Here is a 26,553-nt window from a genome sequence, read left to right as displayed (position 1 = left end):
ATCAATCCATGAAGCCCTGAAGCTTCAACTCAATAGAGCGAGGGTTTTCACCTTCGGCGATCGACAGAATGCCTTCCAACAACATTTCGCGATAACGCGACTGCCGCAAAGCGATGGACTTGAGTTTGGCGGCAATCGGCAGCAGCACCAGGTTGGCACTGGCCACGCCGTAGATGGTCGCGACGAAGGCCACGGCGATGCCGCTACCCAGTTGCGATGGATCGGCCAGGTTGCCCATCACGTGGATCAGGCCCATCACCGCACCGATAATCCCGATGGTCGGCGCGTAGCCGCCCATGCTTTCGAAGACTTTGGCGGCTTCGATGTCGCGGCTTTCCTGGGTGTAGAAATCCACTTCCAGAATGCTGCGAATCGCTTCCGGCTCGGCGCCGTCCACCAGCAGTTGCAGGCCTTTGCGCGAGTAGTTGTCCGATTCGGCGTCGGCTACTCCTTCCAGACCCAGCAGGCCTTCCTTGCGCGCGGTCAGGCTCCAGCTCACAACGCGATCGACGCCACCGGCGAGGTCGATGCGCGGAGGAAACAGGATCCAGGCCAGAATCTGCATGGCGCGCTTGAAGGCGCTCATCGGTGCCTGCAGCAGCGCCGCACCGACGGTGCCACCGATAACGATCAACGCCGCCGGGCCGTTGGCCAGCGCGCCGAGGTGGCCGCCTTCAAGGTAGTTGCCGCCAATGATGGCGACGAACGCCAGGATGATCCCGATAAGGCTTAAAACGTCCATCAGATACAAGCCTCGACCAGATGCTTGCCGATATCGTCCAGGCTGTACACCGCATCGGCGAGTTCGGCTTTGACGATGGCCATCGGCATACCGTAGATCACGCAGCTGGCTTCATCCTGAGCCCAGATTGCACTGCCGCCCTGCTTGAGCAGACGCGCGCCTTCGCGGCCATCGGCGCCCATGCCGGTCAATACGACCGCCAGAACTTTGTCACCGTAAGACTTGGCCGCCGAACCGAAGGTGATGTCCACGCACGGTTTGTAGTTCAAACGTTCATCGCCTGGGAGGATTTTCACCGCACCACGGCCGTCGATCATCATTTGCTTGCCACCCGGCGCCAGCAACGCCAGGCCCGGACGCAGGATGTCGCCATCCTCGGCTTCCTTGACGCTGATGCGGCAGAGCTTGTCCAGACGCTCGGCGAAGGCCTTGGTAAAGGCAGCCGGCATGTGCTGGATCAATACGATCGGTGCGGGGAAGTTGGCCGGCAATTGGGTCAGAACCCGCTGCAGGGCAACCGGGCCGCCCGTGGACGTACCGATGGCGACCAGTTTGTAGGCTTTGCGTTTCGGTGCGGGCGACGACGAGGCTGGCGCGTACGTACGGGCCGGAATCGGAGCCGGTGCCGGGCGCGCAGGCGCGCTGCTGCCGTAGCTGCTGACACTCGAAGGTGCAGGCGTCGGAGCGGGTGCGGCGACAGGTGCCGGAGCGCTGTAGGTGTTGGCGCGACGGTTACTGCGCGAGATGCTGAGAATCTTCTCGCACAGCAGTTGCTTGACCTTCTCCGGGTTACGGGAGATGTCTTCGAAATTCTTCGGCAGGAAATCCACCGCGCCGGCATCCAGTGCGTCGAGGGTTACCCGAGCGCCTTCGTGCGTCAGCGAGGAGAACATCAACACCGGGGTCGGGCAGCGCTGCATGATGTGCCGCACCGCCGTGATGCCATCCATCATCGGCATCTCGTAGTCCATGGTGATCACGTCTGGCTTGAGGGCCAGCGCCTGATCAATCGCCTCTTTTCCGTTGGTCGCCGTGCCGACGACCTGGATATTCGGATCCGCTGAAAGAATTTCCGAGACGCGGCGGCGGAAAAACCCCGAATCGTCCACCACCAGGACTTTAACTGCCATAAACACTCCGTTAGACGGAGCGAGGCTCAGTCGCCCCGCCCCACCAGAATCAAATACGCCGTGCGGCGTAACGCTTGAGCATGCTCGGAACATCGAGAATCAGCGCAATGCGGCCGTCACCGGTAATGGTGGCGCCGGACATGCCCGGGGTTCCCTGGAGCATTTTGCCCAATGGCTTGATGACCACTTCTTCCTGGCCCACCAGTTGATCGACGACGAAGCCGATCCGCTGAGTGCCCACCGAAAGGATCACCACATGGCCTTCGCGCTGCTCTTCGTGAGCGGCAGAGCTGACCAGCCAGCGTTTGAGGTAGAACAATGGCAGCGCCTTGTCCCGCACGATTACCACTTCCTGGCCGTCCACCACGTTGGTGCGCGACAGGTCGAGGTGGAAGATCTCGTTGACGTTCACCAGCGGGAACGCAAACGCCTGGTTGCCCAGCATGACCATCAGCGTCGGCATGATCGCCAGGGTCAACGGGACCTTGATGACGATCTTCGAGCCCTTGCCCTTGGTCGAATAGATATTGATGGTGCCGTTGAGCTGGGCGATTTTGGTTTTCACCACGTCCATGCCCACGCCGCGTCCGGAGACATCGGAAATTTCGGTCTTGGTCGAAAAACCCGGTGCGAAGATCAGGTTGAAGCAATCGGATTCGCTGAGGCGATCCGCTGCATCCTTGTCCATCAAGCCTTTCTTCACGGCAATGCCGCGCAGAACATCGGCGTCCATACCCTTGCCGTCATCGGAGATCGACAGCAGGATGTGGTCGCCTTCCTGTTCAGCGGACAGGATCACCTTGCCGCTGCGAGGCTTGCCCATCGCTTCACGTTCGGCCGGCTCTTCAATACCGTGGTCGACCGAGTTGCGCACCAAGTGGACCAGCGGGTCGGCCAGGGCCTCGACGAGGTTCTTGTCGAGGTCGGTTTCTTCGCCGACCAGCTCCAGGTTGATCTCTTTCTTGAGCTGGCGAGCCAGGTCGCGAACCAGGCGCGGGAAGCGCCCGAAGACCTTCTTGATCGGTTGCATCCGGGTCTTCATGACCGCGGTTTGCAGGTCGGCCGTGACCACGTCGAGGTTCGACACGGCCTTGGACATGGCTTCGTCGCCGCTGTTGAGGCCCAGACGGACCAAGCGGTTACGCACCAGTACCAGTTCGCCAACCATGTTCATGATTTCGTCGAGACGCGCGGTATCGACCCGCACGGTGGTCTCGGCTTCGCTGGCCGGTTTTTCCGGTGGCGGCGCGGACGGAGCGGCGCGAGCAGGTGCCGGAGCCGCTGCGGCTGCCGGTTTCGGCGCTTCAGCTTTAGGCTCGGGCGCTTTGGCCGCAGGCTTCGCGACAGGTGCCGGGGCCTTGGCCGCTGGAGCCGAAACCACTGCACCGGTGCCCACTTCAGTGAACTTGCCTTTACCGTGCAATTCGTCGAGCAGCGATTCGAATTCGTGATCGGAGATCAGATCGCCGCCAGCCGCTTTAGCGGTTGGCGCAGCCGGGGCCGGGACCGAAGCAATGGCCGATTCCAGCGCATCAACGGCAAAGTTGCCCTTGCCGTGCAACTGATCGAGCAGGGCTTCGAACTCGTCGTCGGTGATATCGGAGCTGTCGCCTGCCGCTTTCGGGGCAGCCGGTGCGGCTGGCGCCGGGGCTACCGCATCGACGGCGAATTGGCCCTTACCGTGCAGCTGATCGAGCAACGACTCAAACTCGGCATCGGTGATTTCGTCGCTGGCCGCCGCATGGCTGCTCGGCGCAGGCACAACGGCCGGAGCTTCTGCCTGAGCCTTGACGGCGTTCAGCGAGTCCAGCAGTTGTTCGAATTCGTTATCGGTGATGTCACCTGATTCGCTCTCGGCGGCAGGTTCTTCCACCACCTCGGCGACCGGTGCCGTTTCATCGGCGGTTTGCGGCTCGGCCAGACGGGCCAGTGCCGCCAGCAATTCTGGCGTGGCAGCCGTGATCGGGCTGCGCTCGCGGACTTCGGTAAACATGCCGTTCACCGCATCCAGCGCTTCGAGAACCACGTCCATCAGTTCCGAGTCGACGCGACGTTCACCCTTGCGCAGGATGTCGAACACGTTCTCGGCGATGTGACAGCACTCCACCAACTCGTTGAGCTGGAGGAAGCCGGCGCCTCCTTTTACAGTGTGAAAACCGCGAAAAATTGCATTGAGCAAGTCCGCATCATCAGGTCGGCTTTCAAGCTCGACCAGCTGTTCGGACAGTTGCTCTAGAATCTCGCCGGCCTCAACCAGGAAATCCTGAAGGATCTCTTCATCGGCGCCGAAGCTCATGTGTAGGGGTGCTCCTAGAATCCAAGGCTGGAAAGCAAATCGTCTACATCGTCCTGACCGGACACAACGTCTTCTCTTTTATCGGCATGAATCTGCGGACCTTCACCCTGAGAGAGATGTTTTTGCGGATCTTTTTCTGCCAGCATCGCTTCACGGTCATGTTCGATGCCCGCAAAGCGGTCCACCTGACTGGCCATAAGCACGAGCTTGAGCAGGTTGCTTTCAACTTCGGTGACCAATTGGGTCACACGCTTGATCACCTGACCGGTGAGGTCCTGGTAATCCTGAGCGAGCAAAATGTCGTTGAGGTTGCTCGACACAACGCGATTGTCTTCGCTGCTGCGTGTCAGGAAACCGTCGACTCGCCGAGCAAGCTCGCGGAACTCTTCAGCCCCGACTTCGCGACGCATGAACCGTCCCCAGTCGGTGCTCAAGGCCTGGGCTTCGTTGCTCAGGCCGTTGACCAGCGGCGTGGCGTTTTCCACCAGGTCCATGGTGCGGTTGGCAGCAGCCTCGGTCAGCTTGACCACATAACCCAGACGCTCGGTGGCGTCCGTGATCTGCGAGACTTCCTCGGCTTGCGGCATGTGCGGGTCAATCTGGAAATTGACGATCGCGCTATGCAGCTCGCGAGTGAGCTTGCCCACTTCCTGATACAGGCCACGATCACGGGTCTGATTGAGCTCATGGATCAGTTGCACAGCGTCGCCGAACCTGCCTTTTTCAAGGCTGTCGACCAGTTCGACCGCGTGTTTTTTCAGAGTCGATTCGAAATCGCTCTGTGAAGACTCGTTATGCTCCATAGCTCCCCCGTGGCGCAGTGGCTTCGCACATCAACCGATGCGTTCGAAAATCTTCTCGATTTTTTCTTTTAACGCCTGGGCCGTGAAGGGCTTGACCACATAGCCGTTAACTCCGGCCTGGGCTGCCTCGATGATCTGCTCGCGCTTGGCTTCAGCTGTCACCATCAGCACCGGCAGGTGCTTGAGCTTTTCATCGGCACGCACGTGGCGCAGCAGGTCGATACCGGTCATGCCAGGCATGTTCCAGTCTGTTACCAGAAAGTCGATGCTGCCGCTGTTGAGAACCGGAATGGCAGTAGTGCCATCGTCGGCCTCGACCGTGTTGGTGAACCCAAGGTCACGCAACAGGTTTTTAATGATCCGCCGCATCGTTGAGAAGTCATCAACGATGAGGATTTTCATGTTCTTGTCCAATTCGACCTCCAAGCAGTCTTAAACGCGCCCAGCACCTGGACGCGCCATTTCAATCAATCCGGCAATGCACTCGATGACTGTCTGGAGCACAACAAATCGCGACCGGTGCAGCTAATCCCACACCGGTCCCGCTCGCAGTGTCCCCACACTGCCTTCAGCGCGCTCGCCACTCCCCCAAACGCCCCCGCAAGCGGGCCGCGCACTGGCTGTGTAACTGGCTGACCCGAGATTCGCTGACCCCCAGGACCTCACCGATTTCCTTGAGATTCAACTCTTCGTCGTAGTACAGCGCCAACACCAGTCGCTCACGCTCCGGCAAATTGGCAATCGCGTCCGCCAGCGCCGCCTGGAAGCGTTCATCTTCCAGATCGCGTGACGGCTCGAGATGAGCACTGGCGCCATCCTCGTGCAGCCCTTCGTGTTCGCCGTCCTGCAACAGATCGTCGAAACTGAATAGCCGGCTGCCCAGGGTGTCGTTCAAAATCCCGTAATAATCGTCGAGACTCAATTGGAGTTCGGCCGCAACCTCGTGATCTTTAGCGTCACGACCGGTTTTAGCTTCAATCGAGCGAATTGCGTCGCTGACCATCCGGGTATTACGGTGGACCGAACGTGGCGCCCAGTCCCCCTTGCGTACTTCATCGAGCATCGCGCCACGGATTCGAATGCCCGCGTACGTCTCGAAACTCGCGCCTTTGCTGGCGTCGTATTTGGTCGACACTTCAAGCAGGCCGATCATCCCGGCCTGGATCAGATCTTCAACCTGAACACTGGCTGGCAGACGCGCCAGCAAGTGGTAGGCAATGCGTTTAACCAGTGGCGCATAACGCTCGATCAGCTCGTACTGCGCGTCACGTGCCGACTTCTTGTAGAGGTTGTAGCCACTGGCTGTCATAACACCGGTCCTGCCGTTTGTTGCACGAGGCGCTCGACGAAAAACTCCAGGTGCCCACGCGGGTTGGCAGGTAGCGGCCAGGTATCGACCTTCTGTGCAATCGCCTTGAACGCCAGTGAGCACTTGGACCGAGGGAAGGCTTCGTAGACGGCGCGCTGTTTCTGCACAGCCTTGCGCACACTTTCGTCGTAAGGCACCGCGCCGACGTATTGTAAGGCGACGTCAAGGAAGCGATCCGTGACCTTGGTCAACTTGGCGAACAGGTTGCGCCCTTCCTGCGGGCTCTGGGCCATGTTGGCCAGGACGCGGAAGCGGTTCATGCCGTAATCGCGGTTCAGCAGTTTGATCAGTGCGTAGGCATCGGTGATCGAGGTCGGCTCGTCGCAGACCACCAGCAAGACTTCTTGCGCTGCGCGAACGAAACTGACTACCGAGTCACCAATGCCCGCAGCGGTGTCGATCACCAGCACGTCGAGGTTGTCACCGATATCGCTGAACGCCTGGATCAGGCCGGCGTGTTGGGCCGGGCTCAAATGAACCATGCTCTGTGTGCCGGACGCGGCCGGGACGATTCGAATACCGCCTGGGCCCTGCAACAGTACGTCGCGCAGCTCACAGCGGCCTTCGATCACGTCGGCCAAAGTACGTTTGGGTGTCAGTCCCAGCAGGACGTCGACGTTCGCCAGCCCCAGATCGGCGTCCAACAGCATGACGCGCCGACCGAGCTCAGCTAGAGCCAGGGACAAGTTCACTGACACGTTAGTCTTCCCGACGCCACCTTTGCCGCCGGTCACCGCGATCACCTGTACGGGATGCATGCTGCCCATGTTATTTCTTTACCTTGTCTTGCATAGACGGAGGCCACATTACTGGCTGCGCGTTCACTAACTGAACAATGCATGGCAGACCATCGATGTAGGTACAAAAACTGTTCATTAATACCTCAGCCAACCTGCTTGGTCGGGCTGTGGTAAATATCAGCGAACATGTCAGCCATGGCTTCTTCGCTGGGTTCTTCTTGCATTTGCACGCTGACGGCGCGACTGACCAACTGATGACGACGCGGCAGATGCAAATCATCCGGAATCCGCGGGCCATCGGTCAGATAGGCCACTGGTAATTCATGACTGATGGCCAGGCTCAACACCTCGCCCAGACTTGCCGTTTCATCCAGTTTAGTCAGGATGCAGCCAGCGAGCCCACAACGCTTGTAACTGTGATAAGCGGCCGTTAGAACCTGTTTCTGGCTGGTGGTTGCCAGGACCAGATAATTTTTTGATTTGATGCCACGACCGGCCAGGCTTTCGAGCTGCATGCGCAGTGCCGGATCGCTGGCCTGAAGGCCCGCGGTATCGATCAGCACCACGCGCTTGCGCAGCAAAGGCTCCAGCGCCTGCACCAGCGATTGGCCCGGATCGACATGCGTCACCGACACATTGAGGATCCGGCCCAACGTCTTGAGTTGTTCCTGAGCACCAATACGGTAGCTGTCCATGCTGACCAGCGCGATATTCTGCGCGCCGTACTTGAGCACGTAACGGGCCGCGAGCTTGGCCAGGGTGGTGGTCTTGCCCATGCCGGCAGGGCCGACCATGGCAATCACGCCGCCCTCTTCCAGAGGCTCGACTTCCGGTGTGGCGATCATCCGCGCCAGATGCGCCAGCAACATGCGCCAGGCCTGACGAGGTTCTTCAATATCGGTAATCAGCGCCAGCAAATCGCGCGACAACGGACCGGACAGACCGATGCGTTGCAGGCGACGCCAAAGATTGGCCTGGGCCGGACGGCTGCCTTGCAGCTGATTCCAGGCCAGGGAGCCGAGTTGCACTTCCATCAGTTCGCGCAGGCTGTTGAGTTCGAAACGCATCGAGTCGAACGCCCGTGGATCGACGCCACCGGAGGCAGGTGCCGCAGCTGGTGCAGGACGACGGAGTTCGGTGTAAGTCGGTTCGATCAGCGGCTCGGCGGCGGTCAGTGGCAGGCCGGCGAACAATTGGCGATTGGTGGACTTGTCGCTCTCGCCATCGCTGCGCAGGCTCAGTTCGGCCTGAGCGGTGACGATCCGCGACTGGGTCTTGCGCAGCTCGTCTTCGAGTTCCATGTTCGGAACGCGCGGAGCCAGCGCCGACAACTTGTAATCCAGGGCAGCCGTCAGCTCGACACCACCGGCGATCCGGCGGTTGCCAATGATGGCGGCATCAGCGCCCAGCTCATCACGAACCAGTTTCATGGCCTGACGCATATCGGCGGCGAAAAAACGCTTAACTTGCATAAACCACTACCTCAGCCGTTGGGCCCTACTGTCGCAACGATGGTCACTTGCTTGTTGTCAGGAATTTCCTGGTAAGCCAACACATGCAAACCCGGGACTGCCAATCGGCCGAATCGCGACAACATCGCGCGAACCGGACCGGCTACCAGCAGAATCACCGGTTGACCTTGCATTTCCTGACGCTGCGCCGCATCGATCAACGAGCGTTGCAGTTTCTCAGCCATGCTTGGCTCCAGCAGAACGCCCTCTTCCGAGCCTTGTCCTGCCTTCTGAAGACTATTGAGCAATATTTGTTCCAACCTTGGCTCCAGGGTGATCACTGGGAGCTCGGAGTCAGTCCCTACAATGCTTTGGACGATTGCGCGGGATACGCCGACGCGCACCGCGGCCACCAGCGCGGCAGTATCTTGACTCTTGCTGGCATTGTTGGCGATGGCTTCGGCAATGCTGCGAATGTCCCGTACTGGCACCTGTTCGGCCAGCAATGCCTGCAATACTTTGAGCAGCTGTGACAGCGACACCACGCCAGGTACCAGCTCTTCGGCCAGTTTAGGCGAGCTTTTGCCCAGCAATTGCATGAGTTGCTGGACTTCTTCGTGTCCGATCAGCTCACTGGAGTGCTTGTACAGAATCTGGTTCAAGTGGGTTGCCACTACCGTACTGGCATCGACCACGGTGTAACCGAGGGATTGAGCCTGGGCACGCTGACTGATTTCGATCCAGACCGCCTCCAGCCCGAAAGCCGGATCTTTGGCGGTAATGCCGTTGAGCGTACCGTAGACCTGCCCCGGGTTGATCGCCAGTTCGCGATCCGGGTAAATCTCCGCCTCAGCGAGGATCACCCCCATCAGGGTCAGGCGATAGGCGCTCGGCGCCAGGTCGAGGTTGTCACGGATATGCACGGTTGGCATCAGGAAGCCCAGGTCCTGGGACAGCTTCTTGCGCACGCCCTTGATCCGCGCCAGCAACTGACCACCCTGATTGCGGTCCACCAGCGGAATCAGCCGGTAGCCGACTTCCAGGCCGATCATGTCGATCGGAGTGACGTCATCCCAGCCAAGCTCCTTGGTTTCCTGAGCGCGAGCGGGCGATGGCAGCAGTTCCTGTTGACGCTTGACCTCTTGCAGCGCCTGAACCTTGACCACGTTCTGCTTCTTCCAGAACAGGTACGCGCCGCCACCCGCCAGGGCTGCCATGCTGAGAAAGGAAAAGTGCGGCATGCCCGGCACGAGGCCCATCACCGCCATCAAACCCGCCGCCACGGCCAACGCTTTGGGCGAAGCAAACATCTGGCGATTGATCTGCTTGCCCATGTCTTCCGAACCGGAAGCACGGGTCACCATGATCGCTGCAGCTGTAGATAAAAGCAGTGATGGCAATTGCGCCACCAAACCGTCACCGATGGTCAGCAGTGCGTAAACCTTGCCGGCGTCGCCGAAGCTCATGCCGTGCTGGAAGATACCAACCGCCATGCCGCCGATCAGGTTGATGAACAGAATCAGCAGGCCGGCAATGGCGTCACCGCGAACGAACTTGCTGGCACCGTCCATGGAACCGTAGAACTCGGCTTCCTGGGCCACTTCCATCCGGCGCAGTTTGGCCTGGTTCTGGTCGATCAGGCCGGCGTTCAAGTCGGCGTCGATCGCCATTTGTTTACCGGGCATCGCATCGAGGGTGAAACGCGCACTCACCTCGGAAATCCGCCCGGCACCCTTGGTCACCACGACAAAGTTGATGATCATCAAAATCGCGAAGACGACGATACCGACCACGTAGTTACCGCCGATCACCACCTCGCCGAAGGCCTGGATCACCTTACCGGCGGCGGCATGGCCGTCCTGACCGTGGAGCATCACCACGCGCGTAGAGGCCACGTTCAGCGCCAGTCGCAACAGGGTCGCCACCAGCAAAATGGTCGGGAACACCGCAAAGTCCAGTGGCCGCAACGCATAAACACACACCAGCAGTACGACAATCGACAAGGCAATGTTGAACGTGAAGAACACGTCCAGCAGGAACGGCGGCACCGGCAACATCATCATCGCCAGCATGACCAGCAGCAACAACGGCACACCCAGATTGCCCCGACTTAAGTCGGCAACGTTTGTGCGAGCACTGTTGAGTAACTGAGAGCGATCCACCGGTATTCCCCGTTCCTTGAAGCAAACTTTTGACGCCGAAAGCAGGCGCAGAGCCGCTACTGCAAGAAACCTTCCAACTTTTGCAGAGGTGGGGAATAGAGGGATCTACCGAGCTTTTGTAGCAGCTGCCGAGCCCGCGAGACTGCGTCCGGCTGCGAAGCAGTCGTAAACCTTTGCGAGAACTTCGGTCGAGCGCGACCCCGGCTCGGACGCAGCCTCGCAGGCTCGACAGCTGCTACAAACGCAATGGATTGCAAATAGGGATCAACGCGCCGTCAGAATCTGCTCTTTGTGGATCGGACCGAAATCAAGCGCCTTGCCGACCATGTACCGCGTCCCCCGGAACAGTTGCAGGCCTTGAACCTCAACGAAATCAATGCTGGCGGATCCGGGTTAATAACCCGCCGGACGTCGAATCGGCGGCAATGCCTCGAGGGCTTTCAACAGCATGTCATCCGTTGTTTCCTGAGTTGTTTGCTCCTGCGGCACATAGGCAAACACCTGGCCACCGGGATCTGCCAGTGTCATGCGAACGATAGCGATGTAACGCCCCGTGTGCGTGTAATAGTCCCGTTGAATGAATTGGGCGCCGGTCAGCGCCGCCGCATTGCCTGCGGGATAGAACAACGCTTCAAGCGGTAAGTCTTTCGGAATGTTCTGCGGCCATGCGGCAATGATGATCTCGTTCCATGAATTTCGATTTCCCGCCGAAAGCACGGCGCGCACCGCGATATTGAGTTGAAACTGCGCCTGATCAGGGCCGAATGAACAGCTTGAGCCAGGGCTTGAGCCATACCTGGCTTGCCAGGTCGCCACTGTGTTGATTCCGGACGCGGCACAATCGGCACGGCAACTGTTCGGTATACCACTGGTACCTGCATTCACTGGATAAGAGCAGCGCAACTGCGCCGGATGCCGGACTGGCAGGAACTGTTCGCTGAAGATAAATCCTTGAGCCCCTGCCAGTTGCACGGTCCCAACATCCTTACGCACGTAAGAAAAAGAAACGCCGTTGCGTGTCTGGGAGTTAGGGCTGGGATTCCACGCCCGAAAACTGGGGGAAGCATCTGCCGCGCGAATCAGTACGCCATTGCAAAAATACCCAGGTTTGTTGTCACGGCACGCCGGTGTGGTATCGGCAAAACGAGCGTTCAGTGTCGAAGCCACCCGATAGCCAATATACAACTGGTCCTGAAGATCAAAACCGAACACCGCGCCGGGTGGCTCACGTAAATCCATGCGCAGAATAGGCAGCCACTCCCCCGTGGCGACGAAGTAATCCCGCTGATCCTTTTGTGCCCCCAACATCGCCCCACTTTGCGCAACATCGTAGAACAGCCCTTGCACCGCAAGCCTGGCAGGCTGGTTGGCGTCCCAGTTACGCATCATCAGCTCATTGGGTCTGGCCGACCATTCCTGGGTGAGTAGCGTGTGCGCCTTAAGGCTGGCGTAGAACGCCTTCGGGTCGCGACTGCTGAACGAACACTGCCGCGCAGGCTGCTGCCCCTGTTGCTGGAAGTGCGCGACCCAACCGACGGCGTCGCCGATCCCCAGCGATGCGCAGGAGCTTGGATCTTCCAGTGCTGACGTTAGCGACGCGCCCAAACCGCAGCCGTAGCCGGGACGTGTACTTTGCATGCCGACCACAAAAGGATAAGCACACAACACATCCATCGATTTGTGCTGACTGATGGCCGTGAACGGGTCGGCAAACACCACGCCGTTTTTACTGCCCAGTGAACGGATGCCCAGGTCTGCCCGCAGATAGTTGAAGCTTTCGGCCCCCAGACGCACCGAATCGGCACTGTGCTGCCAGAACTGACCCGCATGCCCGGCCGGAACACTGCGCACCAGCACTCCACTGCAATAAAACGCCGGTGTTGCACCGGCGCATTCGGTTCGCTCGTCCTGAAAACGCTGATTGAGCAACCGAGCCACCTCAGGCCCGGTGATGGCCTGGGCATTGCTGATACTCAGCAGTAACGCCCAGGCCCAACCTTTAAGCATTGCATTGAGTTTCATCGGGAAACCTCCACCATCCTGGCTCAATTTCTCGATGCTCCGAACACCTGCAACAGCACATCGGTGGCATGGCTTTCAGCGTTTTCGTTCATCGACGTGCCGTGCAAGTCATACGCCCAGGCGGTCCCCGCCCCCAGCAGGTCGCCGGTCCAGACCTTGTAATGCAACAACTCAAGGTAATCCCCCACGCCCCCGCTGCCGGGGAAGTAGAGTTCCCACAAACGCTTGATCTGGGACAGGGTCACCGGCTCCAGAGAAGCGGCGGCACATACGTTTTTCATCCCCTGCCAATCCGCGCCGGGGGACAAAAAGTGCAACTGCACAATGCCTTTGATTGTCAGTGCGTAGCGGCGCGTTTCGTTTCGGCTGTCCGTCGCACTGATCGTGCAGCCCCCATTGGCAATCGCCGTTACCTCACCGTTGCTGCTGACCGTGGCAACGCCTTCGGCACTGCTGCTGAAGCGGTAAGGCGCCGTCCCCCAGGTTGCTTCACGGGTCATGCGCACGAAGGCCGGAAGCTGGACGGGTGGCTTGTTTGCAACAACATAGTTCATCGGCCCCAGATCGAAGCTCAGCGGGTTCTCAAAACCCAGTTCCACCTCCAGATCAAGGATGAGTGATCGATCCCGCCCGCCCTGAAAGCGCTGCACTTCATAGCGCACCGGCACCTTCTTCCCGACATGAGGCAGAAACTCTGCGCGCAGCACTTTAAACTCAACATCGCGGCCGACAGCCGACTCACTGATGGGGATGTCGTCTGTGTAGTCACCCATGTAGAAATACACGTGATCCCGATAACGCATGCCGTCGTAGGGCTTTATCCGGGCCATGGCGCCAGCGGCTGGCAGTTTCTCCGGGTCGAGGACGTCGTCCGGCGCTTCATCTATGCCGGGCGCCCTGAGATCATCGGCCTGGGCGCCGATACTCAGTGCACCTTTAGCCTGATAATTGACGTTGCCGCGCAGCTTGTCCTGCACAGCGCTGCTGTTACCGCCGCCACTGACGTGCCCCCAGGTCACCACGCGGCCATCGCTGGTCAGCGCGGTGAAGCCGTGACTGTTGCTGTAAAGGGCCTGCACGCTAACTAACTGCCCGGCCACCGCCGAGGTATTGCCGCCCACCGCAGCATTGCCCCACGCAACCACCGTTCCGTCACGGCGCAAGGCTGCAAATGCCTCGGATGAACCGACCACCTGAACGGCATCGCTGATAGCAGGCGCCGTTCCCCCTTGGGCAGCCATACCCCACGCATAAACCTGGCCCGAACTGTGCCGTGCCGCAAACGCTCGCCAGGTCGCACTGACTTCCACTAAACCGGTCAGGCCCGCAATATTGGCCGGCACTGTTGCGCCATAGCTGGCAGTCCCCCAAGCCACCACTTGCCCGGTCACAGAGAGCGCGGTAAACGCTTGCGCATTGGCCGCGCCCAATTGCGCAATGTCAGTGCGCGCGGAGATAGTTGCCGGCAGTGCGCCGCCGTAGGTGGCGTGCCCCCAGGCAACCAATTGCCCGGTGCTGCGCCGCGCCGCGAAGGCACCAAAGCTGCCCGTCACCTCGACAATGTCGCGCAAATTGCCGATTGCAGACGGCACTGTCCCACCACTGCCCGCCAACCCCCAGGCAATCACCTCGCCGCTCGCACGTTGCGCTGCAAAGGCCTGCCCAGCGCTGTAGACCGCTGCCACATCCCGGAAGGTACCGATCGCTGCCGGCACGGTGCCGCCATTGGCCGCATTCCCCCACGCAACCACTTGGCCGCTGGTCTTGATGCCTGCGAACGCCTGGCTGTTGCCGATCACCTGAGTGAAATCGAGTGGCGAAACACTGCCCATGTTCCCGCCATCCGCCGCCGCGCCCCAGACCTGCACCTGCCCGCCTCTTCGTCGAATGGCGTAAGCGCTTTGCGTGCAGCTCACCTCCGCGATATCCGTCAGGTTGCCGATGGCTGCCGGAATGTTTGCGCCATAACTGGCGTTGCCCCAGCCGACAACATCTGCCATATCTCGAAGCGCCACAAACGCGGCCTGCCCCGTCACGCTGGTGTCCGCGCCACTGCCGAAGATGTTCGTCGGGTTGAGGGCGACCGAGTGGGTGGCCGAGCGCACACTCAGTGGCTTCCAGGGTGAGGAGTCTCGCCAAATTCTTGCCGCCACCCACACCGCGTCCCCGGTGTACTGCCATTCCACGTTCAGCACCTGCCCCGTCAGACTGAAGGCACTCAACATTTGCGGAACAGCAGAAGATCGGTAAGTCGTGCGATTGAAGCGTGCACCCATGACTTTCAGTGCGCCGGTATCAATGATCCGCAACACATCATAGGTCACCTCCCGAGACGGATCGGTGCCACCGGTTTTACGTTGCACGGTGTAACTCAGGCCGATACTGGTGCGGTTATTCTCATCGACGACCGCGTGCGGCACCGTGATTGGCAGCTCCTTGCCTTCATCGCTCGACAATACGGGTCTCGGATAATGCGTCGTACGCTTGCCTCTCCACTGCACAGTCACGAGGTCCCCATCTTTGAGCTGCGCAGTCACGCCAATGACAACCGTCGCGCCACCCGGGAAGACGCTGTCGGGGTTCAACTGTTTGCCGTTGGCCTGCGCGATACGGGGATCAGGCAACGTCACCGATTGCGTCTGCACATGCAGCACCAGCGGTTTGGAGGACGAGGTCCCCCCGGCAAAACGAACAACTTCGTAACGCAGCGTTGCATCGTGGTTCAACGCGGCGCGCACCACTTCATAAGGGATGGTGAAAGGGACGGTCTCACCGACCTGATTTGAGGTAATTCTGGCGCGCTGCTCATGAGGCAGGGCATTGCCCGGGCTCGTCCACTTGATTAACACCTCATCGCCCGCGGCCATATCCTCATAAGGTGCGATTTCCACACTCGCCCCCGACGTTACCCTGGCTGGATCAAGCACATCATTCGCATCAGCCTCGATCACCTCGGGGCGCGCCAGCTCCTCCTTCATGACCGTAAACGACCAGGTATCGGACTCATTGCCATTGCCATACAGCGCTTTGGCCACAACGCTGTAAGCGGCCAGGGGTAAGTCGGTCAGCGTCAACGTCCAGTCGCCGCTTGCGTCCACGCGCACCGGTTTTGGCGCGAGCCCCGTCACCCGTACTTCCACCTGCAAATTGGCCGTCGCCCTGCCCGTCAGGATCACCGTGGTATCAAGGGTGCTCCCTTTGTCTGGAATTTCGCGCCCTCGGGAGTCCATGACTTTCTCGATGACGGGGGAAGTTTCCTCGCCCACATACAGGCTCAGCAAACCCGAGTAACTGAAGTTGCCCGTGGCGGCGCGTTTGAGGGTATAGCGTATGGACACTTCCTGTTTTTGATTGAGTGTGATGAAGCGCGCGTCAATGCGAAAGTCCACCGGTTTGCCAGCAGTAATAGTGGTGATCGGCACCCAGTCGCTGGTGCTGCCACCAGGCGTCGGAGCCTTCCAGTAATAGGTGAGTTCATCGCCTTTGGCCGTCCCCAGATAACCGACACGCAAGGTGGCGCTGCCAGGTACCCATGCCGGATCAAGAAAGTCGTCCGGAGCTTCCACCACTTTGGGCGCGGGCAGCTCGGCGCGAATGGCCTCCACATCGTAAAAGTTATGCTCGGACTCACTGACGCCATAGAGCGCCGATTTATCATTGGAGACCCGGTAAAACAGATTGAGCTTGCCATTTTCGAGCACCTTGATGTGCTCCGCCTCCACGTACAGCGTGATGGCTTTTCCGGCCTCGCCATCGCTGACAAGGTGCGGTATTTCATGCAGGTACGGCTGGTTGTTGGATTTGGTTCCCAGCCAGACCAGGTCGATCAGGTCCCCTCCCTTGATGAGCGGAGAAGGCCCGATGTCCACCGTCGCCATGCCTTCCGTGGGCTCGAGCGTATCGCCGATGACTTCGCGAATGGTCGGGGCCGGCAACTGCGAGATTTCACCGACCACATTGGCAAAGGTGCGTTTGGATGATAACGGCGGGCTGCCATCGGCTTTGGTCAATACATAAGAAGCATCCGCCTTGCCCATGGCAATGGCACGAACGTCGGCGTTCGGCACCTCAAGCTCGAGGATGTTCGGAATATTATTAATGGGAACAGGCTCGCTGCGGTGAATCAGCGGCTCGCCATGAGCCGGCGTGCCGATCCAGGTCATCACCACGGTATCGCCGATATCGAAATCGTCCGTGCGGACATGAATCTGTACCGTGACGTCGGCTTTGCCCAGCGTGATCAGGTCGATCACGCCATTGATCGACTCCTTGATAATCGGCTGTTCCAGCCGCCAAGCGCCGGCGTCGACCAGCACTCTGGTGCTCAGAGAGCGTTTTTGGGACCAGTTCCAGACCTCATCGCGCACCTCGTACTCCACCAGCAGTGCGGCACTGTCCCCCCCGGCGAGAATCGCCTCCTGATTCGCGTCAACGATGACAGGGTCAATGCCATCGGCCTGGGCCTGGGTAACGACGTGAGGTGGCAGACGCACGCTGCCCCAATACACAAAAATGACGTCGCGCACCCTTATGCCCGTATATTTCGGTACGGTTAACGGCACACCTTTTTCCGCCCATTCGGCTGTGACGCCGTTTAGCCTCACATCCTCCGGCATCCCGACTGGCTTGAGCTCCGAATGGCCGGGCAGATGAGGAAATTTATCGTCCCCTCCCGGTTCGTCGAGCTTGACCAGCAGCCGCAACGGCACCGACGGGTCATCGGGTGTGTTCCAGCCCTTGCGGGTCAATTGGTAATGCACGGTTTCGACCCAACCGGGGACGATGTCCTTCGTCGGCAGGTAAAAAAACAAACGCTTATTGAGCTCTTCCGGCAAGACTTCCTTGTGCCAGATCTTCAGCAGCCCCCAAAAAATATCGTGCTGATCCCCGACTTCCATACCCATGTACGGATCGATGACACACAGCACGCCGTCGGGATAGTCGCTTACCACGGCAATGTTGATACCGCCATCGCCCTCCACCACGGGTCGGGTCATGCCTGCAATAAACAAAGGCCTGAGCGCGAACAACCCCGTACCGGTGCCAGGCTCGACCAAAGGAAACAGGAGGGGGCTGAAAATGCTCATGATGGAGGCTCTTGAGAGAGTTGAAGGCCTTATTTAAGGCGCACTCCCGCAAAGCTGGCTACTGTCAAAAATAACAGGTCGGGGATGGATTCCGACGGATGGTAGTGCACCAAACAGAGCTAGACCGTTCGTCTGGAAACAATGTTCACCTGTTATTTCTGACAGTAGCCAGTTCCACCTCATCAGGCATTGAATAACTCCGTCAGCCCTATCCCCGACAGGAGTCTCCCCGTGACTAATCAACCCCCCATGTCCCCGGACAGCAGCGTGCTGGTCCTGCGCGAACTGAAAATCCCCGGCCGCACCGGTCCCACGCCCACCGGTGAATGGGGCATCAACATTGCCGCTGCGCTCGACAACTTCCCGCGCCAGGGCCTGCAATGCCAGGCCGGGCCCTGGGGCAACATGGACGTCGGCGACAAATTGGTGATTTTCTGGGGCGCCGGCAACCAGGTGCTGCAGGAGACCGTTGATCAGAAGGAGAAAGGCACCGAGCTGACGATGTTCATCCCGGCGGCGCGAATCGCCGACGGTGTCCATGACGTGTCGTACAGCGTCACCCGTCTGGGCGGCACAACAGAGCCTTCCGAGGCCATGAAGGTGTTCGTCAAGCTCAACCGGCCCGGCGGCCAGGACCAGAATGGCGACACGCCCGGCCATTCCGAACTGCACATGACGATCCCCAAAGAAATCCTCGACGGCGGCATCGACAAGGACAACGTCGCGGATGGGGTGCCGATCACTATCCAGCCTTACCCCCACATGGCGGCGGGTGATGTGATCCAGGTGACCTGGGGTGGCAAGTTCGTGCTCAGTGAGCCGCTGACCGAGGCTCAGGTCAAGGACCCTGCGAACAATCCCATTGTCGTGCTGGTCGACGAAGCCACCATCCGTGACGCGGGCGATTCGGACAGCAGCGGCCTGGCCGTGGCCTTCGAAGTCTACGACGTGGTCGACAACCGCTCCGAAGACTGGAGCGCCGAGCAGCGGGTGGTCGTCGGCGTCGACAAGACGCGCCTCACCGCGCCCATCCTCAAGGAGGCCCTGAACAATGTACTCGACGTCGACAAGCTGGGTGACGCAGACGGAACCGTGCAGATCCTGGCCGTGGACAACAACTTCAAGCTGGGCGACATCATCTTCGTTCGGGTCAGGGGCACCCCGGTGGAGGGCGTACCGGTCGACCTCGAGATCCAGGGTGAACCACTGACCAATGTCCCGAGTATCCACGAGCGGAAAGTGCCCAACGCGGTGCTCAAGCAACTGGCCAAGACCCAGGTGGTGTTTTCCTATCGCCTGAAAAAAGCCGATGGCAGCGCCGACCTGCAGTCCAAGGGCCAATTCATCCGCGTCATCGGCGAAATCCAGCGCCTCAAGGCGCCGATTGCCGAGGACGCCCAGCAAGGCGCCATCGACCCGGAGCTGCCGCGCACGCGCATCGAAATCCCCTTCGACAAATCGTTCGCCGCTGGCCAGGCGATCAAGCTGTTCTGGCTCGGCACCCGCCCGGACTTCGGCCCCTACCTGCCCGACCTGCCGCTGCGTCCGATCACTCAGGGCGAGATCGAGGCCGGTAAATCGCTGTTCATCACGGTCGCGGGCGAGCACCTCACGCCCATCAAGGGTGGCACCCTGGAACTGTATTACCAGCTACTGATCGAGGATACGCTGCTGGCCACCTTCAACCGGGTCAACGCCACCCACGCTATCCGCGAATCGCTGCACCTGGCGCCGCTACGGGTCGGCGAACCGCGCCTGGAACTGCCGGAGCCGAAGGTTGATGGCGTCGTCGACGGCGTGCTCCCGCCGGACTGGCCGGGCACCACGCTGACCGTGGAGTACCTGAATACGGTCAAGGACGACGTGGTGACTTATGAGTGGGTGGGGTCCAAGACCGGCACGGCCACTGACGGGGTCAAGCTGAACTCGTTCACCGCCGGCCAACCGGTGCCGTTCAACATCAAGGCGGAACTGATCAAGGGCAACGAAGGGGGCACGGTCTCGGCTTCGTACTCGATCAAGCGGGCGGCAGGCGGGACCAGTTTTTCGAATGCGTTGACGTTCAGCGTGGGGTCGACACTGGACCTGAAACCGCCATACATCAAGGAAGCGCAGAACGACACCAGCCTGGACCCGATGGCGGCCAAGGATCATCTGACGGCCAAGGTGGACTATGTGGGCATGTTGAGGGGAGACAAGATCAGCGTGACCTGGACCGGTGCTATCGGGACGCCGGCCGGCGGCTCATACACCACCGCTCCGGTCGACGTGGGCACCGTGGGGCCCAAGGAAATCCCGCTGCCGAATTCGGTGGTGCCGTACAACCTGGGCAAATCGGTGACGGTGACCTACAGCGTTATCCGCGGCAACACACCGGGGCAGCCATCCCGGCCGTTATCGCTGTCCGTGGCGCCTTACCCTGTCGCCGAGTTGGACAAGCTGAGCATTGTCGAGGCCAGCGGCAACGAACTGGACTTAAGTCAAGTCACCACCAATCGCACATTGCGGGCCGGTGTCTGGGCGTTTATCGCGGACAAGCAGCCAGTGTGGCTGGTGCTCAAGGGCAGAAAAGCCGATGGCACCGTGCACAATCACACGATGTGGCGGGTGCCCGGGGCCGCGGTCAACCCGACATGGCTCGCGAGTGGTCGATACGAGCAAGCGGTGCCTTACAGTTATCTCAAGGATCTGGGTCATGACACCCAACTGGAGTTGCACTTCAAGGCAGGGTTGACCAAAAGCCAGGTTGAAAGTGAGGCCATAGTGGCGCCGGTGCGCGAGTACACGGTCAAGGCGTTTGTGGAGGTAAGACCGACTATCGACTCGGTCACAGGCTCTCCGAGCGGGGTGGATATTCCCGAAGGAGGCACCACCGTGGAAACCGCGGTGACCCTGACCGGCACGGCCAGCAAAGGGCAGAAAGTCGAGGTGCTTGATGGAACCGCCTCCAAAGACCAGCCGACTGCTGACTTGACCACGGGGATCTGGACGCTGGTCGTCTCTTCCCTGGCCGCGGCACCTCATAGTTTCACCGCCAAAGCGTTGTATGGCAGTGGACAGGTGTCGACCGCACGGACGCTGACCGTGGCCACCAAACTTTACGATCTGACGAATTTTATCAATCATAACTGGAACGGTTGGAATAAAGGAGCAGCGGCAACCGACCCAAGGGATATCAATATTTACCAAGATACCTACCAAGGGAATACTATATGGGCGCTACATAATGAGACGTACACTAATAACTCCGCAGGTATCGTACTGTATAAAAACTATACGACGCTTCTAGTCGGGGCTGAATATGAGTTCAGCATGTTGCTCCGTTGCACATGGAGAAGTCCGGCGCATTATATTCCAATAATTTCCCTAGAGAGCAATCTAGGAGCTATAGCCGCCCCAATGGAGTTGCCGACCCTCTCTTGGGTAACAATTAAAGGTAATTTCAGAGCCACTACAAGAAACTTGGAATTGAGAGTAAGGAGTCATGTGACCACAAGCATAGGCAACGATTACTCTTTGACCAACATCCTATTAAGGCAGTTCTGAAAACAGGTCAAGGGGGGGCAATCAACTGGTCGGAAATCCCTCGGGAACAGACCACGATAAACCAGCCTTTGAAAGTGGCTATCAAAATCTGGTTTATCGTTAATCCTGACTGCCTACGAAAGCAGTTACAGGAATGTGAAACCTTAGGCCCTGCCGGGTTCCCATTCCCTGGTCGACCAACCTGCGTGCAACTCGCCACCCTTCTGCTCCTACCGACCACTTGCAGGCTATGAATGATCGCCATTTCCAACGGCTCGTGAGCAATGCGCATCAGGTCGTCGATGTCTGAGGACAACGCCGCCAGCGCCACGAACAGCACGATGAAAAACTTCGCCAGGGCCTTGGACGAGGGCCTTGCCCGAGAACATCCTTTTCAGCCCGGCGCCGAGGTTCATGCGGCTGAGTTTCGGCGCCATCGAACCTGGCTCAAACACAACCTCGCAGGCTCGACAGCTGCTACAAACGCAATGGATTGCAAATAGGGATCAACGCGCCGTCAGAATCTGCTCGTTGTTGATCGGACCGAACTGAAGCGCCTTGCCGACCATGTACCGCGTACCTCTATGCATTTGAAGACCTTCCACCTCTACAAAATCCTCCTCGGCATAACCGAGCACCACGACGGATGAAGGTGCCTTCTGATCAAAAAAGTCGTGCCCCAGCATGAGGTTAAGCGCCCATTGAAAGCGAATGACCGGCAGGTCTTCGACGTTGATCTCTTGCTTGTTTTCCCAACGAAAATCCTTGCGCGAGACAACCTGCAAACGGCCATCGACCACACTGAATTGGGGTTTGTGATAACGCTCTTCCAGCCCTCCACTTGACCACTGATCCATGTAATATCGGGGGGACGTGAAGACATCGAACAACGCGCGGTTATCACCAATATTGCCAGCAGCATCGAAGAAGTAATTGTAAGCATAGTGGTAGGCGAACCCGTCCAGTTCGGGGCGAATCGCATTGATAGGGTTGCTCAGATAACCCGGAATATAGGCATTGGCCACCTGCACAAAATGCGTAAAGTCCAGCGTCAGGTTGAACGTTGCCGAGTAGCTGATCGTGCGCTCTAGCTGATTCTCCTCCAGGACTCCCGAAACAAATTCCAACGCCATCCCTTGAAGCTTTCTGTATTCACGCTCTGCCATGACCGTATCCTCAAATGCCTTAATGAACGCCCACCCATGGTGATCAATCCGATCATTGAACGACCATGGCAAGGACATCGAACGGGAGAATTCCCAAGGCCATGACAACCCTTAACAGGAAGTGTGTCTACTGTCAGAACTAACAGGTACACAGCGTTTTCAGACGGACGGCGACTCTTAGGAATCGCGTCGCAGGTCCGGCGGAATTGGCAGGTCGCCCTTGAGCGGATCCGGGCGTTTACCCTTGCCGGCGCGGTGCTGGCGGATCTGGTAGACGTAAGCGAGTACCTGGGCGACGGCAAGGTAGAGCCCGCCGGGGATTTCCTGGTCAAGTTCGGTGGAGTAGTAGATCGAACGCGCCAGTGCCGGCGACTCAAGCAGCAGCACTTCGTTGGCCACAGCGATTTCACGGATCTTCAAGGCCAGGAAATCGCTGCCCTTGGCGATCAGCATCGGCGCCCCACCCTTGTCCGGATCGTACTTGAGCGCTACGGCGTAGTGGGTCGGGTTGGTGATGACCACATCGGCGTCGGGGACCGCCGCCATCATCCGGCGCTGGGACATTTCGCGCTGCAGCTGGCGAATCCGCTGTTTGACCTCCGGCCGCCCTTCCTGATCCTTGTGTTCGTCGCGCACTTCCTGCTTGGTCATCTTCAGTTTCTTGATGCTTTCCCAGAGCTGTATCGGCACGTCCACGGCGGCGATGATGATCAGCCCGCAGGCCATCCACAAGGTGCTCCAGCCGACCACTTGCAGGCTGTGAATGATCGCCATGTCCAAGGGTTCATGGGCGATGCGCAGCAGGTCATCAATGTCCGAGGACAACACCGCCAGGGCCACGAACAACACGATGAAAAATTTTGCGAGGGCCTTAAGCAGTTCCGCTATGGCCTTGGACGAGAACATGCGCTTGAGGCCGGCGGCGGGGTTCATGCGGCTGAACTTGGGCGCCATGGTGCCAGCGGAGAACAGCCAGCCACCCAGCGAAATCGGCCCGATCAGAGCGGCGAGCAATAAAGTGATCATCACTGGCTGAATCGCCAGCAAGGCAATCTGCCCCGAGTGCAGCAGGTAGATGCCCATGTAGCGCTGATCCAACAGCACCTCCCGCGACAGCGAGAAGTTCAGGCGCATCAGTTCCATCAGGTCCTGCGCCAGCGCACCACCGAAAATCAGCAGGCCACCAGCGCCGGCGAGCATGATCGCCAGGGTATTGAGCTCTTTGGAGCGCGCAATCTCTCCCTTCTCACGGGCGTCCTTTTTCTTTTTGTCCGTGGGGTCTTCTGTTTTGTCCTGACCGCTTTCGCTCTCAGACATGACTCAGCGCGCCTTTGCCAGTTCGCGTAGCCACTGCAAGGCCTCGGAGGCCAGCGGTTGGTACTGATTGATGATATCCGCCAGCCCGACCCAGACGATGAATAACCCGAGCACCAGGGTCAACGGGAAGCCGATGGAGAAAATGTTGAGCTGCGGTGCCGCCCGGGTCATCACGCCAAACGCGATGTTGACCACCAGCAGCGCGGTGATTGCCGGCAGCACCAGCATCAGCGCCGCCCCGAGGACCCAACCCAGTTTGCCGGCCAGTTCCCAGAAATGATTGACCATCAATCCGCTGCCGACCGGCAGTGTGGTGAAGCTTTCGGTGAGGACTTCGAAGACCACCAGATGGCCATTCATGGCCAGGAACAGCAGCGTCACCAGCATGGTGAAAAACTGCCCGATCACTGCCACCGACACGCCGTTGGTGGGGTCGACCATGGAAGCGAAGCCCATGCCCATCTGAATCGAGACGATCTGCCCCGCGACCACAAAGGCCTGGAAGAATAGCTGCAAGGAGAAACCCAGCACTGCACCGACGAGGATCTGCTCGGCAATCAGCAGCAGCCCGCTCAAGTCCAGCGCGTTAACCGGAGGCATCGGCGGTAACCCGGGGGCAATCACTACCGTGATCGCCAGGGTGAAATAAAGGCGCACTCGCTTGGGCACCAGGGTCGTACCGAAAACCGGCATGACCATCAGCAAGGCACCGACACGAAACAGCGGCAGCATGAACGTCGCCACCCAGGTACTGATCTGGGTATCGGTCAGCTGGAGCAGTGACATGGTTTAGCCGATGACCTGAGGAATACTGCCGTACAACTGCAGGATGTATTCCATGAAGGTCTGCACCAGCCACGGACCGGCGACGATCAACGTCACCAGCATCACCAGCAGGCGCGGCAAGAAGCTCAGGGTCTGTTCGTTGATCTGCGTAGCGGCCTGGAACATCGCCACCAACAGCCCCACGAGCAAACTCGGAATCACCAGCACGGCAACCATCATGGTGGTCAGCCACAGTGCTTCCCGGAAGATGTCTACCGCAACTTCTGGCGTCATGGCGATACACCGCCGAAGCTGCTCGCCAGCGTACCGATGATCAATGCCCAGCCATCCACCAGCACGAACAGCATGATCTTGAATGGCAACGAAATGATCAGCGGCGAGAGCATCATCATACCCATGGCCATCAGCACACTGGCCACGACCAGGTCGATGATCAGGAACGGAATGAAGATCATGAAGCCAATCTGGAACGCGGTTTTCAGCTCGGAGGTGACGAACGCCGGGACCAGAATCGTCAGCGGCGCCTGATCCGGCGACGCGATATCAGTGCGTTTGGACAAGCGCATGAACAACTCCAGATCGCTACTGCGAGTCTGGGCGAGCATGAAATCCTTGATCGGCACCTGTGCCTTGGCCACCGCATCCTGCGCGGTGAGTTTCTCCGCCAGATACGGCTGCAAGGCATCCTGATTTACCCGATCGAAGACCGGCGCCATGATGAACAGGGTCAGGAACAGCGCCATGCCCGTGAGGATCTGGTTCGAGGGCGTTTGTTGCAGGCCGAGGGCCTGACGCAGGATCGAGAAGACGATGATGATCCGGGTAAAACTGGTCATCAGCATGACGAACGCCGGGATAAAACTCAGCGCAGTCATGATCAGCAGGATTTGCAGGCTGACCGAGTATTCTTGAGCGCCCGCGGCATTGGTGCCCAGAGTGATTGCCGGGATCGACAACGGATCGGCGGCGAACGCCAGCGGCGCGACCAGCATCAGGGCCAGCGTCAAGGTGATGCGTAGCGCACCCATTACTTCTTATCCTTATGATCCTTGCCCATCAGCTCCATCAGGCGCTGGGCAAACTCAGGGGTCGCTTTTTCAGTACCGCTGGGCACTTGCACCGGCTCCTTGAGCACGTGCAATGCGGTGATGGTGCCGGGGCTCAAGCCAAGCAGAATCTGCTCGTTGCCGACCTGCACCAGCATCAGACGGTCACGCGGACCCAGCGCGCGGGAACCGATCAGCTCGATCACCTGCCCCTTGCCGGCCGGCCCGGCCTGCTGGACCCGGCGCAACAGCCAGGCGAGGAAGAAGATCAACCCCAGCACCAGCAGCAAACCGAACACCAACTGCGTCAATTGCCCGGCCACACCGCTGCTGACCGCCGGCGCGGCGGCCGCAGTAGCGGTCGCTACCGGCTCGGCAGCCAGGACGCTGAACGGCAAGCCGAGCAAAACCCCCAGAACCTTTTTCACTCAGCGCAACTTCTTGATGCGTTCGCTTGGGCTGATCACGTCGGTCAGGCGGATGCCGAACTTCTCGTTGACCACCACCACTTCACCGTGAGCGATGAGCGTGCCGTTGACCAGCACGTCCAGCGGTTCACCGGCCAGACGATCAAGCTCGATCACCGAACCCTGGTTAAGCTGCAGCAAGTTGCGGATGTTGATGTCGGTGCTGCCGACTTCCATGGAAATCGACACCGGGATATCGAGAATCACGTCCAGGTTCGGACCGTCGAGGGTGACCGGTTCGTTGTTTTTCGGCACGCTGCCGAACTCTTCCATCGGCAGACGGTTGGACGACGAACTGGCGGCGTCGGCGGCCAGCAAGGCGTCGATGTCGTTCTGCCCGACGTCGCCGGTTTCTTCCAGGGCCGCAGCCCATTCATCGGCCAGCGCCTGGTCGTCCTGGGTGTTCATATCGTTAGCCATCAATTTGTCCTCGGCGGGCATCCA

Annotated in this window: 19 protein-coding genes and 1 pseudogene; 1 reads left to right on the top strand and 19 read right to left on the bottom strand. The window is 59.4% G+C overall.

The window, feature by feature from the left end:
- Position 1: 1 nt before the first annotated feature.
- From ABH912_RS29125 to ABH912_RS29075, 11 genes are all read right to left on the bottom strand, one after another.
- Positions 2-742: a flagellar motor protein gene (locus ABH912_RS29125; protein WP_033056004.1), complete on the bottom strand. Its 741-nt coding sequence runs from the start codon at positions 740-742 to the stop codon at positions 2-4.
- Positions 742-1,872, bottom strand: coding sequence for a protein-glutamate methylesterase/protein-glutamine glutaminase (locus ABH912_RS29120; protein ID WP_033056003.1), 1,131 nt, complete (start codon positions 1,870-1,872; stop codon positions 742-744). Before ABH912_RS29120 ends, ABH912_RS29125 begins: the two co-directional genes overlap by 1 nt.
- A gap of 49 nt (positions 1,873-1,921) precedes the next feature.
- Complete coding sequence (locus tag ABH912_RS29115) at positions 1,922-4,168, bottom strand: chemotaxis protein CheA (protein ID WP_429512363.1); 2,247 nt, start codon at positions 4,166-4,168, stop codon at positions 1,922-1,924.
- 14 nt (positions 4,169-4,182) lie between these two features.
- Entirely contained in the window at positions 4,183-4,971 is a 789-nt protein-coding gene (locus ABH912_RS29110; protein WP_033056001.1) for a protein phosphatase CheZ, read from the bottom strand.
- A 30-nt stretch (positions 4,972-5,001) separates the two neighbouring features.
- Positions 5,002-5,373 (bottom strand): chemotaxis response regulator CheY, encoded by a 372-nt coding sequence (locus tag ABH912_RS29105; protein WP_003183998.1) that lies wholly within the window; start codon positions 5,371-5,373, stop codon positions 5,002-5,004.
- Between the two features lie 166 nt (positions 5,374-5,539).
- Positions 5,540-6,280: an RNA polymerase sigma factor FliA gene (gene fliA / locus ABH912_RS29100; protein WP_007894214.1), complete on the bottom strand. Its 741-nt coding sequence runs from the start codon at positions 6,278-6,280 to the stop codon at positions 5,540-5,542.
- Positions 6,277-7,107, bottom strand: coding sequence for a flagellar synthesis regulator FleN (fleN, locus tag ABH912_RS29095; protein ID WP_008001746.1), 831 nt, complete (start codon positions 7,105-7,107; stop codon positions 6,277-6,279). Before fleN ends, fliA begins: the two co-directional genes overlap by 4 nt.
- Positions 7,108-7,223: 116 nt before the next feature.
- On the bottom strand, positions 7,224-8,552 hold the full coding sequence (gene flhF / locus ABH912_RS29090; RefSeq protein ID WP_429512360.1) for a flagellar biosynthesis protein FlhF: 1,329 nt from the start codon (positions 8,550-8,552) through the stop codon (positions 7,224-7,226).
- 11 nt (positions 8,553-8,563) lie between these two features.
- Positions 8,564-10,693, bottom strand: coding sequence for a flagellar biosynthesis protein FlhA (gene flhA / locus ABH912_RS29085; RefSeq protein WP_429512358.1), 2,130 nt, complete (start codon positions 10,691-10,693; stop codon positions 8,564-8,566).
- A 393-nt stretch (positions 10,694-11,086) separates the two neighbouring features.
- On the bottom strand, positions 11,087-12,715 hold the full coding sequence (locus ABH912_RS29080) for a hypothetical protein (RefSeq protein WP_429512356.1): 1,629 nt from the start codon (positions 12,713-12,715) through the stop codon (positions 11,087-11,089).
- 23 nt (positions 12,716-12,738) lie between these two features.
- On the bottom strand, positions 12,739-17,802 hold the full coding sequence (locus tag ABH912_RS29075; protein ID WP_429512355.1) for an Ig-like domain-containing protein: 5,064 nt from the start codon (positions 17,800-17,802) through the stop codon (positions 12,739-12,741).
- Positions 17,803-18,033: 231 nt separating this feature from the next.
- Between ABH912_RS29075 and ABH912_RS29070 the strand changes: the two genes are divergently transcribed.
- Positions 18,034-21,348 carry a hypothetical protein gene (locus tag ABH912_RS29070; protein ID WP_429512354.1) on the top strand — a complete coding sequence of 1,105 codons (3,315 nt, stop codon included), beginning with the start codon at positions 18,034-18,036 and terminating at the stop codon, positions 21,346-21,348.
- Between the two features lie 187 nt (positions 21,349-21,535).
- On the opposite strand, the pseudogene ABH912_RS29065 reads toward ABH912_RS29070, so the two are convergent.
- From ABH912_RS29065 to fliN, 8 genes and pseudogenes are all read right to left on the bottom strand, one after another.
- A pseudogene (locus tag ABH912_RS29065) lies at positions 21,536-21,782 on the bottom strand (EscU/YscU/HrcU family type III secretion system export apparatus switch protein); the annotation flags it as partial.
- A gap of 51 nt (positions 21,783-21,833) precedes the next feature.
- Entirely contained in the window at positions 21,834-22,493 is a 660-nt protein-coding gene (locus ABH912_RS29060; RefSeq protein WP_429512352.1) for a hypothetical protein, read from the bottom strand.
- Between the two features lie 177 nt (positions 22,494-22,670).
- Positions 22,671-23,810 (bottom strand): flagellar biosynthesis protein FlhB, encoded by a 1,140-nt coding sequence (gene flhB, locus ABH912_RS29055; RefSeq protein WP_033055994.1) that lies wholly within the window; start codon positions 23,808-23,810, stop codon positions 22,671-22,673.
- Between the two features lie 3 nt (positions 23,811-23,813).
- Complete coding sequence (gene fliR, locus ABH912_RS29050) at positions 23,814-24,596, bottom strand: flagellar biosynthetic protein FliR (protein WP_033055993.1); 783 nt, start codon at positions 24,594-24,596, stop codon at positions 23,814-23,816.
- A 3-nt stretch (positions 24,597-24,599) separates the two neighbouring features.
- Positions 24,600-24,869, bottom strand: coding sequence for a flagellar biosynthesis protein FliQ (gene fliQ, locus ABH912_RS29045; RefSeq protein WP_007948918.1), 270 nt, complete (start codon positions 24,867-24,869; stop codon positions 24,600-24,602).
- Positions 24,866-25,624, bottom strand: a complete 759-nt coding sequence (fliP, locus tag ABH912_RS29040) for a flagellar type III secretion system pore protein FliP (RefSeq protein WP_033055992.1) — start codon at positions 25,622-25,624, stop codon at positions 24,866-24,868. Before fliP ends, fliQ begins: the two co-directional genes overlap by 4 nt.
- Positions 25,624-26,070, bottom strand: a complete 447-nt coding sequence (gene fliO / locus ABH912_RS29035) for a flagellar biosynthetic protein FliO (RefSeq protein ID WP_046054285.1) — start codon at positions 26,068-26,070, stop codon at positions 25,624-25,626. The genes fliP and fliO overlap by 1 nt, the downstream gene beginning before the upstream one ends.
- Entirely contained in the window at positions 26,071-26,529 is a 459-nt protein-coding gene (gene fliN / locus ABH912_RS29030; RefSeq protein WP_033056085.1) for a flagellar motor switch protein FliN, read from the bottom strand.
- Between the last annotated feature and the right edge of the window lie 24 nt (positions 26,530-26,553).

This window comes from Pseudomonas sp. BT76 TE3572, assembly GCF_050435365.1.
Taxonomy (GTDB): Bacteria; Pseudomonadota; Gammaproteobacteria; order Pseudomonadales; family Pseudomonadaceae; genus Aquipseudomonas; species Aquipseudomonas fluorescens_W.
This window is presented reverse-complemented; position numbering and strand designations above follow the sequence as displayed.